This window comes from Acinetobacter sp. WA-87, from assembly GCF_039938935.1.
GTDB lineage: Bacteria > Pseudomonadota > Gammaproteobacteria > Pseudomonadales > Moraxellaceae > Acinetobacter > Acinetobacter seifertii.
In genome coordinates, this window is the sequence record NZ_JBDUVF010000003.1 from 65,807 (window position 1) to 83,166 (window position 17,360).

General features: G+C 39.4%; 15 protein-coding genes and 1 pseudogene. 5 read left to right on the plus strand and 11 right to left on the minus strand.

Annotated elements, in window-relative coordinates; genetic code table 11:
- Positions 1 to 135: 135 nt before the first annotated feature.
- The 3 genes from ABFY81_RS10445 to murI all read left to right on the plus strand — a co-directional run bounded on the left by ABFY81_RS10445 (position 136) and on the right by murI (position 3,524).
- Entirely contained in the window at positions 136 to 1,962 is a 1,827-nt protein-coding gene (locus ABFY81_RS10445; RefSeq protein ID WP_347913734.1) for a DUF885 domain-containing protein, read from the plus strand.
- A gap of 99 nt (positions 1,963 to 2,061) precedes the next feature.
- Entirely contained in the window at positions 2,062 to 2,700 is a 639-nt protein-coding gene (locus ABFY81_RS10450) for an HAD family hydrolase (protein WP_347913735.1), read from the plus strand.
- Between the two features lie 23 nt (positions 2,701 to 2,723).
- Positions 2,724 to 3,524, plus strand: a complete 801-nt coding sequence (gene murI, locus ABFY81_RS10455; protein WP_347913736.1) for a glutamate racemase — start codon at positions 2,724 to 2,726, stop codon at positions 3,522 to 3,524.
- Here the strand turns inward: murI and ABFY81_RS10460 are convergent.
- Together ABFY81_RS10460 and ABFY81_RS10465 are read right to left on the minus strand one after the other, a co-directional pair.
- Entirely contained in the window at positions 3,511 to 4,134 is a 624-nt protein-coding gene (locus ABFY81_RS10460; protein WP_347913737.1) for a LysE family translocator, read from the minus strand. The two genes, murI and ABFY81_RS10460, sit on opposite strands and share 14 nt — an antisense overlap.
- A gap of 185 nt (positions 4,135 to 4,319) precedes the next feature.
- Complete coding sequence (locus ABFY81_RS10465) at positions 4,320 to 5,525, minus strand: hypothetical protein (RefSeq protein ID WP_347913738.1); 1,206 nt, start codon at positions 5,523 to 5,525, stop codon at positions 4,320 to 4,322.
- Between the two features lie 1,016 nt (positions 5,526 to 6,541).
- Here ABFY81_RS10465 and ABFY81_RS10470 point away from each other — a divergent pair.
- Positions 6,542 to 6,755, plus strand: a pseudogene (locus tag ABFY81_RS10470) (hypothetical protein).
- Between the two features lie 78 nt (positions 6,756 to 6,833).
- Here the strand turns inward: ABFY81_RS10470 and ABFY81_RS10475 are convergent.
- Complete coding sequence (locus tag ABFY81_RS10475) at positions 6,834 to 7,646, minus strand: helix-turn-helix transcriptional regulator (protein WP_347913739.1); 813 nt, start codon at positions 7,644 to 7,646, stop codon at positions 6,834 to 6,836.
- Positions 7,647 to 7,764: 118 nt separating this feature from the next.
- Here ABFY81_RS10475 and ABFY81_RS10480 point away from each other — a divergent pair, with 118 nt between their 5' ends.
- Positions 7,765 to 8,973: an FAD-dependent monooxygenase gene (locus ABFY81_RS10480; RefSeq protein ID WP_347913740.1), complete on the plus strand. Its 1,209-nt coding sequence runs from the start codon at positions 7,765 to 7,767 to the stop codon at positions 8,971 to 8,973.
- Positions 8,974 to 9,092: 119 nt separating this feature from the next.
- On the opposite strand, the gene glmS is transcribed toward ABFY81_RS10480, so the two are convergent.
- The 8 genes from glmS to ABFY81_RS10520 form a co-directional block, all read right to left on the minus strand.
- Complete coding sequence (glmS, locus tag ABFY81_RS10485) at positions 9,093 to 10,931, minus strand: glutamine--fructose-6-phosphate transaminase (isomerizing) (protein ID WP_191028758.1); 1,839 nt, start codon at positions 10,929 to 10,931, stop codon at positions 9,093 to 9,095.
- A 12-nt stretch (positions 10,932 to 10,943) separates the two neighbouring features.
- Entirely contained in the window at positions 10,944 to 12,308 is a 1,365-nt protein-coding gene (glmU, locus tag ABFY81_RS10490) for a bifunctional UDP-N-acetylglucosamine diphosphorylase/glucosamine-1-phosphate N-acetyltransferase GlmU (RefSeq protein WP_347913741.1), read from the minus strand.
- A 16-nt stretch (positions 12,309 to 12,324) separates the two neighbouring features.
- On the minus strand, positions 12,325 to 12,840 hold the full coding sequence (locus ABFY81_RS10495; RefSeq protein ID WP_347913742.1) for a phosphatidylglycerophosphatase A: 516 nt from the start codon (positions 12,838 to 12,840) through the stop codon (positions 12,325 to 12,327).
- Positions 12,818 to 13,735, minus strand: coding sequence for a thiamine-phosphate kinase (gene thiL, locus ABFY81_RS10500; protein WP_174735664.1), 918 nt, complete (start codon positions 13,733 to 13,735; stop codon positions 12,818 to 12,820). Before thiL ends, ABFY81_RS10495 begins: the two co-directional genes overlap by 23 nt.
- Positions 13,736 to 13,750: 15 nt before the next feature.
- Positions 13,751 to 14,200 (minus strand): transcription antitermination factor NusB, encoded by a 450-nt coding sequence (nusB, locus tag ABFY81_RS10505; RefSeq protein WP_004704812.1) that lies wholly within the window; start codon positions 14,198 to 14,200, stop codon positions 13,751 to 13,753.
- Positions 14,201 to 14,203: 3 nt separating this feature from the next.
- Positions 14,204 to 14,674 (minus strand): 6,7-dimethyl-8-ribityllumazine synthase, encoded by a 471-nt coding sequence (gene ribE / locus ABFY81_RS10510; protein WP_001007829.1) that lies wholly within the window; start codon positions 14,672 to 14,674, stop codon positions 14,204 to 14,206.
- An 11-nt stretch (positions 14,675 to 14,685) separates the two neighbouring features.
- Entirely contained in the window at positions 14,686 to 15,807 is a 1,122-nt protein-coding gene (gene ribBA / locus ABFY81_RS10515; protein ID WP_039252405.1) for a bifunctional 3,4-dihydroxy-2-butanone-4-phosphate synthase/GTP cyclohydrolase II, read from the minus strand.
- Positions 15,808 to 16,045: 238 nt separating this feature from the next.
- Positions 16,046 to 17,353 carry a hypothetical protein gene (locus ABFY81_RS10520; protein WP_077168819.1) on the minus strand — a complete coding sequence of 436 codons (1,308 nt, stop codon included), beginning with the start codon at positions 17,351 to 17,353 and terminating at the stop codon, positions 16,046 to 16,048.
- Between the last annotated feature and the right edge of the window lie 7 nt (positions 17,354 to 17,360).

The following is a 17,360-nucleotide window of genomic DNA, read 5'->3' on the forward strand; positions in this document are numbered from 1 at the left end:
AATTAAAAAGAAAATTAATTTATAAAATCATTGAGTTAAAAAAATACTCGATTTTTACACTATTTTATAGGCTGCTTGGCACGTAATTTGTTTTGTCTATATTTTAAACTTCGTTAAATATGTTTGGATAATTAAATGAAAAACAGAACCTTACATTTTGCTTGTATCAGTGTTTTATTTTGGATGTCTCATTCGTCTAATGCTACAACCCCCGAAATAAGTACAAATACCACCGAAAAATCACAAGCTAAACAAAACAGTAATGTCTCTGTTCGGGTGAAAGCTTTAAATCAGCTTTTACAAGAACAATGGGAATATACTTTGAAAAATAACCCCGAAACTGCCACGACATTAGGCGATTTACGCTACAACGATCGATGGACCGAGTCTTCAAAAAATCAGATTGAGAAAGATAAAAAAACTACTCAAAATTTTTTAAAACGTTTTGAAGCGATTGATAGCACAGGGTTTTCAGCAACCGATCAATTAAATAAAGATTTAATGATTTATCAGTTGAAAGAGACACTTAAAAATTATGATTTGAAACTCTATGAGATGCCTTTCAATCAAATGTGGGGGCTGCATTTACAATTTCCGGGATTTATTAGTTCGATTCCCTTTGATAATGCTAAACAATATCAAGACTATATTGCTCGTTTAAAACAAATTCCTATTATTCTTGATCAAGGTATTCAGTTAGCGAAACAAGGACAAAAAGATGGCTTGATGCCACCCAAGTATTTAATTGAAAAGGTGGCAAAGCAGATTAACAGTATTGCAACTCCAGCAGGGAAAGACAGTGTATTTGCTTCTCCATTAAAGCAATTTCCAAAAAATATTTCGAAAGCAGAACAAGAACGTTTAAGCCGTGAAATCCTACAGGCCATAGATCAAAATGTTCGGCCTGCTTATCAAAAACTTGGAACGTTTATTCAGAAAGATTACTTACCTCATGGACGACAACACGAGGGTATCTGGAGCTTGCCAAACGGTGACGAGCTTTATCGTTTTTATGTAGAAAATAATACGACCACACTAGAGAGCCCTGAAAATATTCATCAGCTCGGATTGAAAGAAGTTGCTCGTATAGAAGCGAAAATGCTGAAAATTGCTAAAGCACAAGGTTTTAATGACCTAAAAAGTTTCCAACAATCCTTAAAAACAAATCCCACTGTTTTCCCAAAATCTCGTGAAGAAATTTTAGAGATTTATCGCGGGTATATTGCTCAAATGCAACCAGAGTTGCCGAAGCTATTTGGTTTATTACCCAAAAATAAAGTCGAAGTTTTACCTGTAGAGCAATATCGAGAAAAAGAAGCGGCAGGTGCGGAGTATCACCAAGGCACGCCTGATGGTTCACGCCCCGGACAGGTATATGTGAATACTGGAGACTTCTCTGAACGTTCCAAAATATCAATGGAAGCAACCGCTTACCATGAGGCAATTCCCGGCCACCATATGCAGATTGATATTGCCCAAAACCTGCCAAATTTGCCGATGTTCCGTAAGCAACCCAACCACACTGCCTATATTGAAGGATGGGCACTTTACGCCGAGCAATTGGGCAAAGATGTTGGTTTCTATAAAGACCCGCTTTCGGACTATGGAAGACTCTCGAGTGAGTTGTTCCGTGCTTGTCGTTTAGTGGTGGACACTGGCGTACATTATAAAAAGTGGACGCGTCAGCAAATGATTGATTTTATGCGTGAACACTCAGCTTTAGATGAACCTGATATTCAGGCAGAGGCAGACCGCTATATTGCTATTCCTGCCCAAGCATTGGCATACAAGATGGGACAACTCAAAATTTTAGAGCTACGGGAGCTTGCGAAACAGGAGCTTGGAGACCGTTTTGATATCAAAGCATTCCATGACATGGTTTTAAATGCAGGAACATTGCCTTTAAATATACTCGATGCCCGTATTAAAAATTGGATAAAGGAACAAAAAGCAGCAGCTTAAAACAAAATTCGAAATTTAGGTCAGGTCCTCGTTGGGCCTGATTTAAAAACCAATAGAAAACATAATATAATAATGAAAAATATATTTTTGAAACTAGAAATGGAAAAAAACCTAAAAGAATATCAGGCTATTATTTTTGATTTAGATGGCACTTTAGTCGATTCCTTTCATTTTTTTCTAAACGTTTTAAATCAACTTTCCGCAAAGTATAAGTTTAAAACGGTAAGCCTTCACGAAGTTGAGTACTACAAACAACTTACGCCTAGAGAAATTATGAAAGAGATGAATGTTTCTCGGTGGAAACTGCCTTGGATTGCGAAAGACTTTATTCGGTTAATGAAAGAAAGAGATGAAGAAATTCATTTGTTTGAAGGTATGCGTGACCACCTAATTGAACTGCATAAGCAGGGATATACGCTCGCAATTATTACCTCTAACTCTAAAGAAAACTGTCAAAATGTACTGGGTGAAGAACTCTGTGAGCTTTTTAGCCATATTGATGGCGGCTCGTCTATATTTGGCAAAGCGAAGCGAATAAAGCGTGTTCTCAACATTTTGGACGTAAGTAAGAACCATGCCATTTATGTCGGCGACCAAACCACGGATGGCGAAGCTGCACATAAAGCAGGTATTGATTTTGCTGCGGTAGGTTGGGGATATACATCGGCTGAAAAATTAAAAACCATTCAGCCCAAAGTCGTGCTAAAAGACTTAGCAACCATGAAAGAATTTTTCTAAATATATGAAATGCAGGATAAACCATGAATAATAATAACAATCCGATTGGAATGATTGATTCTGGTTTAGGTGGGCTGTCTCTCTTTAAGCACATTCGGCAGGCCCTTCCGAATGAAGATATTATCTATTTCGCTGACTCGAAATATGTCCCGTATGGAGACAGGGATAGCGACTGGATTGTTTCACGAACCACGCATTTAATTTCAAACCTAGTGGCTCAAGGTAAGTGCAAAGCGATCGTGATTGCTTGTAATACTATGACAGCTGTAGCGGTTGAAACGATTAGAGCGCAAATTAATGTCCCACTTATTGCGATAGAACCAGCGGTAAAACCTGCTGTGGGCATGACCATGAGCAAGCATATTGCTGTTTTGGCAACGGCAACCACGGTGAAGGGCAAAAATTTAAAAAGTTTAATTGAAACGTATGCGCAAGATATTAAAGTGTCTTTGGTGCCGTGTATTGGTTTGGCTGAAAAAATTGAAACGGGCAAAGCACATACAGCGGAGGTTAAAGATTATTTAAAAAATATTTTGGCGCCGCTGGTCGAGCAAAAAGTCGATACGATTATTTTAGGATGCACCCATTATCCGTTTGTCACAGATACGATTCAGGAAATTGTAGGTCGTGATATTCAAATTATTGAGCCTTCGGAGGCTGTAACAGCGCAATTAATTCGGCAGCTCAATCAATATCATTTAAGTTCTGAAAGTCCAAATGAGGGGAACCATCTTATTTGGACCAGTTCAGACCCGTTGGAAGTTGCGGATGTTACTTTTTCTTTGTTAGGTAAGCATTTACCCGTAGAAACTACTGATTTTTAAAGCCAAGAAAAACGCCTAGCCCCATAAAAATGAGTCCACCCATCACTGACATAGATTTTTGGGGCGTCTTCGATTTAGTTAATTTTTGGCTAATATAATTGGCTAAAAACACACAAACCACATCAGCAGAAACAAAGATCAGATTCACAATCAGTCCTAAAATAATGAACTGAGACCAAACTGGAAAATCTAATGAGGTATTAATAAATTGGGGTAAAAAGGCGATATAAAAAATAGCGGTTTTAGGGTTTAAAACTTCGACCAAAATGCTCTGCTTCAAAGATAACTGACCATTTTCAACATTTTGCTGAACAGTAGGGGACGAGGTCGATCTAATTAACTTAATGCCTAGCCAAACTAAATACAAAGCACCTAAAATTTTAATAAGATCATAGAGTTTTGGAATAATTTGAAAGATGGTTGTTAGGCCCAAAGAGGCTGCGATGATATGAAAACAGCCTCCTAAGAAAATTCCAAATGCAGCCATCAAACCAGATTTTCTACCACGTGAAAGCGTCTGCGCAGCGGTATACAGCATTGCTGGACCCGGAATATAAGCAAAAATAATGGTAGTAATTAAAAATGTAATGAATAACTCTAAAGAAATCATGTTTTACCTATCTTATTGTTGCTATTTTTGAATGAATTTTAAACAATTTAAAGTATAAGAAATTTATAAGTATTTCAATTTTATAATCAGATTTACTTCTATCAAACTCAAAATCATCCAAAGAATGATTTAAATTCTTTGGATGATTGAAAATAAGCTTATTTAGCTTTTGGAGTCACTGCCTATTAAGCTCTTTTAAGTTCCCAGCGCTGTCTCGGATCATTAGTAGAGCGTTGACTGATCGTTGCATGTGAATCCCAGAGATGTGTCAATACCGCATCTGGTTGGCCTTCTACAAAGATATAACCATCTTCAAATGCCCAACTAGTTTGGTACTGACGGCCAGCGCCTTGTAAGAAAATATCGCCACTATGCCAATGAACTGCTTGCTTTTCTTTATCTTTTGTACTTTTTAATGCTGTTTGCAGTTGTTCAAAAGATTCATTTGACTTTAAACATGTCTGCAAAATCTTTTTTGCCGTATCCATATTTTTCTCATCAGTATGTAAATCTAGAGTTTTTCTAAGCTCTAGAATAATTTTTACGGCTTCTTTTTGAGGGTCTTCTACATCTTGAAGCTCTGTCCATACTTTTTCTTGGAGTTTCCCAAGTTGCTCTTTTTTAATTTTTTCTAGAAGTTCATTAATATTGTAATGGCGTAAATACAATCGGAAGACTGAATCTGATTGCCAATCTTTTTGATCCAAGACATCTAACTGCACAGAGGCAAGAATGATCTTATAGAGTTGTTCATCAAGTTCAGAAATACCTTTAAAATCAGGAATATTTAAACCTAGCCAAGGAGCGGAAGCAAGTTTATAGAACTTTTGCTCAATGCTACGAATTGACTTATGAGCGAGAACTGGATTTAACAGATCATTTAGCTTAGGCTCATCAGGTTTGCCAATGAGTTCCAATTTAATGGTTTCTTCGCCGTTAATATCAATGAATGTTTCTAATAAGCGAATAATATCCAGACCATCATTGGTTCTTAAATGAGCTAGTGTTTGTTCATCTTGCTGTGGTAAAAGACTAATAAAATGTTCTAAGTCGTGGTCTTTAAGTTTAAATCCAATCACTTTTGTTTTAACGTAAGCACCGAGCACCCAACTTGAACGAATATCTTTAACTTTGTTATATAGCTTATTCTCACGTCCACTCCGATATTCGCGGCTGTCAAAATACCAAAGCTCTTCGTCTATGTTTTTAACTTTGTCATGTACCGTAAATAGTCGATCATTTGTATGCGAGTAAGCTATCTTACCCGTTTCTCCAAGTGAACTTACAGCATCTTGTAAGCCATGGGTTTGTCCACCGTATGCGCTTGCGATACATGCACCTGTTTCTTTGTTAACGATTCTAAAGTTTCCACCTGGAAAGCCATTAGCCATGATAAGTCGCTCCTTATAATTAGAAAGTTTTTGTAATAGTCGAAATTTATAGTTATTAGGCAAATTTCGAAGCGTGATTTATATCATGATTTTTCATGTAAAAAGACAGGTGTTTTTGTTGATTTTTGTACATAACATGCTGATTTATTTATATTTATTAGAGTGTCTTAATAAAAGGCATAGACTATGCTTTAGAGCTTTATAAATTCAATAGAGCGATAGAGAAATAAGTTTTGGAAAAGATGCTAGAAGTGCTCGCTTATCGACTTATGGAGTAGGGCGCTCTATAAGATGTTTTATCCCTAGATATTCTTCATCTTAGACGTATTTATATAAACTATTAAATTAGAATTAACGATTAATCTATTTTATTAACTAAATATATATAACCCAAGTTTATATTTTAAATTTAATTAAAAGCCATAAATATAATAAGAGGGGTAATATTATTTAAATATGAATAAAATTATTATATTTAAATTTTTTCATTAAAATAAATTGACGTTCTTTATTATACCGATTATTATCTCGTTGCTGGCCTACATTGCCAGCCGGTTTTGACAGACCGAGTCTAGCGTATGGGTTATACTTCCTCAGTATTTCCCTTATGGAACCTTTGTGCCCCCTTTTTCTCTATGGTAGGGCGGAAGGGGGACGCGTACGCGCGTGCTGATCGCTAGACCAGTCTGTCAACCCTCTTTCGTTCTACCACCCTAAATTAATTCGCGGTGATTTGGTGGTAGAACTCCATTTTTTAAGGAGTTGGTCATGCCATTATTTAAACTCATTTTCTCTTTTAGTTAACTATTTTATTTATTTAAAATTTAGGTTTTTGCGACCTGTTTTTTTAAATTTATAAATTATTTATATTTTAAAATTTTAATTATTTTATTTTCCTATATTTGTGGGAGGATTAATTATTATTTGAAAAATTATTTTAATATTTATTCGAATCATATTTTTATTTTATTTAAATTTATAAATAATAATGAGAATAATATGAGCTTTATAAATTTATATTAGTTTTAAACCTTTTGGTTGGTGCTTACAGTATTACAAATGATGATGCCAATGCTTAGCAGGAATTTAAAAGAATTTGTTCACCTCAAACCGTACAACGTTTAAAACGCACCAGTTTGCAAAGTCCTGTTCTCCCACAGGACTTTGCCCCTAACTTGTTTAGCAGTATTCAACGCTGCGATAAAACTGAAATGGGCTAAGTTCGCTTAGCTCTTTTATCTCTGTGTCGCAATGATCTCTCAAACTTTAAATCAGCGCAAAAGTAAAAGTCCGTTGTGACATAGGGGCCTAGGGGAGTCTGCGTTTTGAAAAGTAACGTGCTGGAGGGTCACCTAGTGCTCTTCGAAACATAGCAATAAAACTACTGGGTGATGTATAGCCCAACACTTCGGAAACCTCTGCAACTGAAGTGCCTCGCGCTAGTAATTCCAGACTATGCATTAATTGAGCCTGTTGACGCCACTGCGCAAAACTGAGACCAGTTTCTGCAAGAATGAGTCGTCGCAATGTTCGAGAAGACATTGCGCCGTACGAGGCCCACTCATCAAGGCTACGTTGACAATCAGGTTCTGCCAGCATAGTTCTGAGCACTCGCTCTAAACGAGGATCTTGAGGCATGGGTAGATGGAGTGCTTCATGGGGAGAAAGACGAATTTCATCTTGAATGACTGCAATTATATTTCTTTGATCGAGTGCTAAATCACTCAACTTATTCCACTCAGAAGCTCTCTTTGCCAAAGCCCGTAATAACTCACTGATTCCAATCACACAAGGATACTGTGGCAAATCTGAACACAATATCGGGGTCATGAAAAGCGTCCAACCACTCAGAGCGCCGCTCACTTTAATTTTATGCGATACGCCTGGGGGTATCCAACTTGCTCTTGATGGTGGCAAAAGCCATGAACCATGAGATGTTTTTACTTCTATAAATCCCGTATCAACACACAATAATTGACCACGGACATGGTGGTGCCAATCATATTCCCGCGTGCCTAACCGATATTGATTATTCGGTTTATCTTCACCGCGAATTGCTATCAATGAAGGCCCCTCGGACCATTCACTGTAATCAATATCTACATCCGTACTATCACTCATATTGGCCAGATTTCTGTATTTATTGGCCAAATTACGTTATCACTGCCAAATTCCTCTATGCAATACTTTTTAGCACCAAGATTTATTTATCCTGATAGAAACAACAGGAATAACATATATGAAACAACTACATATATCGATTATTGGGGCTGGGCTTGGTGGATTATGCTTGGCTCAAATGCTTAAACGGGCTCATATTGCATTCGATGTTTTTGAACGGGATCCTGCGCCAAATAGCAGAACCCAAGGGTATCGGATACGCATTGATGCTGATGGTCAACGCGCTCTAGCTGCTAGTCTTCCCGAATCACTCTATACCTTGTTCCGCGAGACAGCGTCTATTGCTGCATCGGCTGGGCAATTTTTAACGCCGCAACTTGAAAGTACTCTAGAGGAACGCATACCGGAGAGTTGGCGATCAAATACAGACGAAGAAAACCCCATTAAAGATGAAGATCTTAGAGTCAATCGCCAAACTTTAAGAGAGATCCTTATGACGGGCATTGAAGACCACATTCACTTCAATCACGCATTCGATCACTATGTTTTAAAACAGGATGGTCGTGTCGAGGTTTATTTTGATAATAGAAGTCCAATTTCTTCAGATGCGCTAGTGGGTGCCGATGGAGTAAATTCGGCAGTTCGATCACAATTAGCTCCTGATGCACTACCTTTGGATACCGGCTCAATTTGTATTTACGGAAAAACACAACTCAAAAAACTCAATGACCATGCACTGGATAACGGTATGAGGGTCATTTTTGCAAATGGATTTACCGCCATTTTTGATGACATATGCTTTAAAGCTCCGTTGCCAGATATTGCCGCATGTATTGAGCCTCGATGTTCACTTACTCCCATAGATGACTATTTATACTGGGCACTTATTGGCCCAAAATCACGCTTTGGCATTGGTCACTCAACGGTTTCACAGCAAGAATTACAGGCAGTCCTTCACAAAGTCATGTTTGATGTCACAGAAGACTGGCATCTCACCCTTCAGCAGATCATACGTCAAACAGACTTATCCGCTGTCGCTATGCTACCAATACGAAATGGTCGTCCAGAAATTGCATGGAAAACAGGTTCTGTAACATTGTTAGGAGACGCTATACATGCAATGAGCCCCGCAGGAGGAGTAGGAGCGAATACAGCACTTAAAGATGCGAGTCTATTAGGCAGCATGTTTGCCAAAATAGCTTCAGAAAATGGTGAAATTACAAATGCTCTCAATGATTACGAGAAGCAAATGCGAGCGTGGGCTATAGAAGCTATAGCAAGCTCAAACCGAGGAGCAGAAAGATTATTTAAAATGTCTACTGCATGAAATGAAAATTTATTTTTCACTCATAGAAAAACCCGGCCTGCTTTTTAATCAGCATGGCTGGGTTTATCTGGTTCACAACTTTATTGTTCAAACACGCATATAGATAGCGTGTCTGATTATTACTCTACAGTTACTGACTTAGCCAAGTTACGTGGCTGGTCAACGTCTGTACCACGTAATACAGCAACGTGATAAGACAACAACTGAACTGGTACGCTATAAATGATTGGAGCAAGCCATTCGTTTACTGCTGGAATTTGTACAACGTGTTGACGATCTTTTTCGACTACGCCGCTATTTTCATCAGCGAAAACGAATAATTCACCGCCACGCGCCTGAACTTCTTCCATATTCGACTTAAGCTTATCAAGCATTTCGTCGTTTGGCGCAAGAATCACGATTGGCATTTCGTTATCAACAAGAGCCAATGGGCCGTGTTTTAACTCACCAGCCGCATAACCTTCTGCGTGAATATATGAAATTTCTTTAAGCTTTAAGGCACCTTCCAAAGCGATTGGATAGTGTGTGCCACGGCCTAAGAATAAACAGTGTTGTTTTTCAACGAACAATTCTGATAAACGTAAAATTTCATCGTTATTTTTAAGCGTATCAAGAATGACTTTCGGGCTGTGCCACAATTCACGAGCAATTTCTTCAATCATGACATTGCTAATACGCTGTTTTACTTGTCCAATTTTTAAGACGAGTAGCATAAGCGCAGCAAGCTGAGTCGTGAACGCTTTCGTTGATGCAACACCAATTTCAGGCCCAGCAAGGGTCAATAAGTGGTGATCAGTTTCACGTACCATTGAAGACGTAGCAACGTTACAGATAGTCAAAGTTTGAATGCTGAGCTTGTTTGCTTTAGCACGTTTTTGAGTTTCACGTAATGCAGCTAAAGTATCGGCTGTTTCACCTGATTGAGAAATACAGACATAAAGCGTATTTTCAACAATTACAGGTGAGCGGTAGCGGAATTCACTTGCGATTTCAACTTGGCAAGGCACACCAATCAGTTGTTCAAACCAATATTTCGCAATCATGCCTGAGTGATAACTTGTACCACATGCAATAATTTGTACGCTTTGAACTTTGCTAAAGTCTGCTTCAGCATTTTGCAAGAAGTCTTCGCGTAAGCTGTTGCCGTCAAGTGCTTGAGAAATCGTTTGTTTAATTGCTTCTGGTTGCTCATAAATTTCTTTGAGCATGTAGTGCTTGTATTCACCTTTTGAAGCATTGCTTACTGTTGCGTCAAGCTCTTTCACTGGACGTTCAACAAGTTCACCGTTTGCAAATACTTCAATTGAAGTACGAGTCAGGCGAGCAATATCACCTTCTTCTAAATACATAAAACGGTTAGTTACAGGTAAAAGCGCAAGTTGGTCTGAACTAATAAAGTTTTCACCAATACCTACACCAATCACAAGTGGTGAACCTTCGCGTACAGTGATTAACTCATCTGGGTAATCGCTATGGATAATACCTAGTGCATATGCCCCTTTAAGCTGAGGAACAACAGATTGTACTGCTTCAAGTAAGCTGTCAGTGCTTTTTAGTGCTTCTGCAACTAAGTGAGCGACAACTTCTGTATCTGTTTGAGAGGTAAATACATATCCTAAAGCTTGAAGGTCATCTTTAAGCTCTTGATAGTTTTCGATAATACCGTTGTGAACGACTGCCACTTTACCCGACATGTGCGGGTGAGCATTATTTTCAGTTGGTTTACCATGTGTTGCCCAACGTGTATGAGCAATACCAACTACCCCAGTGAGCTGCTGATCAGCAACTGCATCGGCAAGATTAATCACCTTACCTACACGACGCTCACGTAAAACTTCTTCATTATTCAGTACAGCAACGCCTGCTGAATCATAACCGCGATATTCAAGACGTTTTAAACCTTCGATTAAAATCTCAGTTACACAACGTTCTGCAACGCCTCCGACGATACCACACATAATTCAATCCTCTTATTTTTCACGCTTTTGGGGACGTTGATAATTTGCCTTAGAAATTTGTTGAGCACGTTCAAAGGAGAGACTTTGTTCAGCTACATCTTTCGTAATCACAGAACCCGCACCGACTGTTGCTCCATTTCCAATAGTCACAGGCGCAACCAGCGAGCTATTAGAACCGATAAACACTGCATCGCCAATAGTGGTTTTGTGTTTATTTGCACCATCATAATTGCAGGTAATTGTACCTGCCCCAATATTTGAGTCAGCACCGATCTCGGCATCACCTAAGTAGGTGAAATGGTTAGCTTTACTACCAAGACCAATGGTTGTGTTTTTGACTTCAACGAAGTTACCAATGTGGACTTCGTTCGCCAATTTTGCGCCCGGGCGTAAGCGTGCGAAAGGACCAATTTGAGTGTTTTCACCCACAATTGCACCATCAAAAACGCTATAAGCTTGAACTTTGGTTCCTGCTGCAATTTTTGTATTCTTCAAAATACAACCAGCACCGATTTCTACAAAGTCACCGAGTTCACAGTCACCTTCGATAATGACATTTACGTCAATACGAACATCGTGTCCAACTTTCACAGAACCACGTAAATCAAAACGTGCAGGGTCGGCAAAAGTTACGCCTTGTTGCATAAGTTCTTTTGCTTGCTGTTGCTGAAAATCACGCTCAAGTGCCGCAAGTTGTAAGCGGTCATTAACCCCTTCAACTTCAAAAGCAAGTTCTGGCTGAATAGAGGCAATTTCTAAGCCATCTGCAACCGCCATCGCAACGATGTCAGTTAAATAGTATTCGCCTTGCGCGTTTTCATTTGAAAGCTTAGGCAACCATTCATGAAGTTTTGCATTGCTTACACAGTAAATGCCTGTGTTAATTTCTTGAATTTGACGCTGAGCATCAGTTGCATCTTTATGTTCAACAATCGCTTGAATTTTGCCGTCTTGGCGAACAATACGGCCATAACCTGTTGGGTTTTCGACATGTAAAGTAATCATGCCAATACCAGTTTGACTTGATACTTCAACAAGTTGTTCTAGCGTTGTTTGACGGACTAAAGGAACGTCACCGTATAAAATTAATGAAATACCGTCTTTAGGAAGTACCGGTAAAGTCATTTGTACTGCATGACCTGTACCCAATTGTTCTGCTTGTTCAACCCATTGAATGTTTTCTTGTGCAAACGTCTGCTTTACGTGATCGCCGCCGTGCCCATAAATGGTAATGATATTTTCTGCTAATAGTTGTTTTGCTGTTTTAATAACATGTCCAAGTAGAGGGCGACCAGCTAAAGGTTGTAATACTTTAGGGAGCTGAGAACGCATTCGCGTTCCTTTGCCAGCAGCAAGAATAATGACAGTAGTAGACATGAATAACTCGAATGATTTAACTCAAATGGATAATAATTAGTGTACAAAGAGCAGCCCATACACCAGCAATAATATCGTCAAGCATAATACCAAAACCACCATGCACTTGGCGATCAATGACGCGTATAGGCCAAGGTTTCCAAACATCGAAAATTCGAAATAATATAAATCCTGTAATCGCCCATATCCAATTCATTTGTTGTAAATAAAGAAGAGGAAGAAAGGTAATAGATTGACCTGCAAATTCGTCCCACACAATTCGACCATCATCGTGTACGTCTATAACCTTTGCTGTTTGACCGCAAATATAAATACCCACCAAAGACATGATGATAATAGCGATTAAACTTAAGTTAAATCCGAGAGATAGCCAAATAGGAATGAAAAGTAAGGCAAAAGCAGAGCCAAAAGTACCCGGTGCTTTAGGGGCGAGACCAGATCCAAAACCAACCCCACAGAAAACGATGCAGCGGTTGAACCAAGACATGTTCTTAAAATGAATCGGCGGTTTATGCAAAGTGTTGGTATCCATGAATTTGCAACGGGTAATCTGAACCCAAATGCTCAAAAGTTAGTTTTGTTTGTTCAACGATCTGTCCAATCATTGTAATCTTAACGTCCAGTTGTTTTTGCAAAAGTTTTCCATAATTTTGCGGTGTTATTGTAAAACATAATTCGTAGTCATCACCACCTGCAAGCGCATATTGCCAACGTTGTTGTTCTTTTAATTGTTGCAATACAGGGTCAACAGGTAATTTTTCTAAGGCAAGTCGTGCTCCAACCTTAGATGCTTTTAAAATATGTCCTAAATCTTGCGCTAAACCATCTGAAACATCAATCATGCTAGAGGCAAGACCTTTTAGCTCTTGCCCAAGCTGACAACGTGGTGTCGGATAATCGAGTCTTTGCTGCAGCGGATGTCCCAAATGCTGAAGACCGTAAGCTGCATCACCCACCTGACCACTTACACAAACATAATCACCGACTTTTGCGCCTGAACGTAACACGGCTTGTCCGGTTTCTATCCAGCCCATTGCGGTAACGGTAATAGTGAGATGTGGACCTTGGGTAGTATCTCCACCAATTAAGGCAACACCAAACTGATTACAACAGTCGTAGATTCCCTGACTAAAACCTTCAAGCCACTCATGGTCAACTTGAGGTAAGCTGATTGCAAGTAAAATACTATGGGGTTTAGCACCCATTGCAGCAATATCTGAAAGATTTACAGCAACGCTTTTCCAACCAATAGCATGAGCAGAGGTGTCTAGAGGGAAATGACGGCCAGCAACCAGTGTATCTGCACAGATCACTAATTGTTGATTTGGAGGGGGAGTAATTAAGGCTGAGTCATCACCGATACCAAGTGCGACATCTGGATTTGATTGTCGATTAAAATATTGGTCAATAATTGAAAACTCAGCCATAGAACATCAAGCCTATTAATCTGCTTGCTGTTTTTCTGCGCTACGCAGTGTCGAACTCAGACGATCTAATACACCATTGATGTACTTATGACTGTCTGCTCCGCCAAAATGCTTAGCGAGCTCGATTGCTTCATCAAGTACCACACGGTATGGAATTTCTAAATGATCACGTAACTCGTAAGCACCTAAACGTAAAGTCGCAAGTTCCACGCCATCAAGTGCACTAAGTTCCCGGTCAAGTACCGGAATAAGTAATGCATCAAGTTCTTCACGTTGAGCAATGACTTGAGTCAGTAGTTCGTGATAATAGCCTAAGTCGACCTTGTGCATTGCATTTTCCGCACGTGTACGTGCTTCAATTTCATGTACAGGGTTGTGACTCATTTGCCACTCATAAATACCTTGTACAGCAAAACGACGTGCTTTGCGTTTTGCTGCATAAGCGGCTTGCAGTGTTTGAGACATGCTTTAAATTGCCTTTAATAAATTAACCATTTCAATTGCAGTTAAAGCAGCTTCGCTACCTTTGTTTCCTGCTTTTGTACCTGAGCGTTCGATTGCTTGCTCGATGCTGTCAGTAGTTAATACACCATTGATAACAGGCAAGCTGCTTTCTAACGCAACTACACCTAAACCTTTCGCACATTCACCAGCAACAAAGTCAAAGTGTGGTGTGCTGCCACGAATTACTGCACCAAGTGCAATAATCGCATCAAACTGGTTTGATGTAGCTAATTTTTTAGCAACGATCGGGAGTTCCCATGCGCCAGGAGCATGAATAACAGTAATGTTATCTTCATTTACGCCATGACGTTTTAATGTGTCGATCGCGCCTTCTAATAAGTGTTCAACAACAAAGCTGTTAAAACGACCCACTAAAATCGCATAACGACCTTCGCTTGCGAGATGTAATAAACCTTCAATACGGCGAATTGCCATAGCAACCTCGATTATTTCGTTGTGATTTGATCAGCAGTGATATATTCCACTACTTCTAAATTAAAGCCAGATAAAGCATTGAAACGTAATGGTGAGCTAAGAAGCTTCATTTTTTCAACACCTAAATCACGCAAAATTTGAGCACCGACACCAATCGTTTGATATTGATGTGAAAGTGCTGCATTGGATTTCACCGGTTTTGGCTTATTTAAATCATCCAACGCTGGTCCCAAGTCTTGCAAATGATCTTGGCCGATCCATACTAAAACACCGCGATCACTCGCTGCAATTGTCTGTAGTGCACGGTCTAGATTCCACGCAGGTTCACCATCAGCTTTATTGAGCTTAAGCAAATCGCGAATTGGACTGAAACCATGAACACGTACTGTTGTAACACCTTCTTTTGGCTCGCCTTTAACCAAAGCCAAATGAATGTCCGGATTACCAATCTCACGATAACGGTAAAGTTCAAATGCACCATATTCAGTTTGAATGGTTTTTTGATCCAAACGTTCAACCGTTTGCTCATTGGTCATACGGTAGTGAATTAGGTCGGCAATTGTACCAATTTTTAGACCATGCTTCTCAGCAAAAATTTCTAAATCTGCACGACGTGCCATTGTGCCATCTTCATTGATGATTTCACAAATGACTGAAGCTGGTTCAAAGCCCGCTAAACGTGTTAAATCACAGCCTGCTTCGGTATGGCCTGCACGATGTAACACACCACCTGGTTGAGCCATGAGTGGGAAAATATGACCCGGCTGTACAATATCGCTTGGTTTTGCATGCGCTGCGACAGCTGTTTGAATTGTATGCGCACGCTCTGCTGCTGAAATACCTGTTGTAATACCTTCGGCAGCTTCGATTGATAACGTAAAGTTTGTGCTGTGCTGAGCGCCGTTTTGATCAACCATCAAAGGTAGATTTAACTGTTTACAGCGCTCACGGCTTAACGTTAGGCAAACTAGACCACGTGCATGGGTAATCATGAAGTTGATATCTTCAGGACGCACATGCGTTGCTGCCATGACAAGATCACCTTCATTTTCGCGATCTTCGTCATCCATCAAAATAACCATTTTGCCTGCACGAATATCGGCGACAAGATCTTCAACACGACTCAGCGGCATTCGCTTTCACCTTTTTTTGTCGTAAGACAATTTCTATTTAATAAATTTTGCATAGTTTACGCTGTTTAGAGAATTTTGCCTATGATTCTGATTTATCCAAATTTACAACTCAACATAATAGATCTGGATTTACTTATCTCAATAAAGCATAAGAAAATAAAATTCTTGATTATAAATACCATGAATTTAAATAAAAAAACCTAGCCTTTAGGCTAGGTTTGAATGCGCATAATGACTTTTAAGATGCTGCACTGCTCGGGCTATCATTTTGTGGAATTGACTTTTTGCCCATCAAAATTTCAGTTCGAATATTTTGGGCAAGCTCTGCACATTCAGCATTCATACCATTAATCATAAATGCATGACGAGTCATAATATTGCTCGGGTTTGGCATTGCAACAAGCTGATAACTGTCTTGAATTGCTTTAAGCTGATCATTATCTAGATAAAGCGCAGACTCTTTAGCATGCAGATGTTGTGCTAAACGCTGAGCTGCTTCTTTGGCATCAATTTGCATTGCTTCTACGGCATGACACACAGCACTACGCGTTTGTAGTGCAAAGCGTTTATCTTCACGGTAACGTTTATATAAAACGTCTGATAGTAATTGGAACACTGTTCCCACCATGAGCAGGCATTCTACCGCGTGTGAATGTGAGGTTGAGATTGCGAGTGTTGCGCCTTCTGCATGAAACTCATCTACGACCTCAATATCTGTAGTCTTTAAATGATAATGCTTTGTGCATAGCTCGATACTTTTATTTAAGAAGAGCTGGCAAAGTTTAAAATAAGGTATAGAAACAGACTGGTTAACACTACTTAATAACTGTTTAGGGTCATAAAACTGAATGTTGAGTGCCAAACTGTCTTGGTTTGTAGATTCTGTGCTTTTTTCTGGTTGTGGACGAACAAGTGGTTTCGCTTTAGCTTGTTGCTGAGCCTGTGCAACCAAAGTTACTGTATTTTGTTTTTCAAGCGCGAGAGCTTGTGTTAACTCTTGAATCTCATGTTTTAAACGATTTTCTTCGTTAATACGTGCTAGGTATTCACTACGGGTTGGACGAGCAATGGCACGATAAGCAAGCCATAATAAAACATGTAAGAATAACGAAGCTAAAATCGCAAGCCATTGGGTACGAAGGATTTCGCCAATACTTGGTTGAATAAGCGTAATTTCAATAGAACCGACTTTCTTCTCGTTTTGAAGAGCATCACGAACAAAAACTTCGCCTTCGCGAGTTTTTGACATGCCGCTTGTCGCTAGGACTTGTTTATTGGCATCAAGAATGCGAATAGATGCCACACTTGGATTGGTCGCATAGCGATTGGCAATAAGAGCCAAAGATACCGTATTGGCAGGTTCAAGCTCAGATAAGCTGTCTGCTACGAGTTGGCTGGTCATGAGCTGACCTTGGCTCGCACGGTTTTCATTGAGCTGGTGTGTCGTTGCAATCACCAATAAAAAGGTATGCAATGCAAAACTAATGATCAGTAGGCTAGCAAATAGCCCTTGTCTAGGCGCAATCAAGTTAAACTTCCAAGGCAATTATATT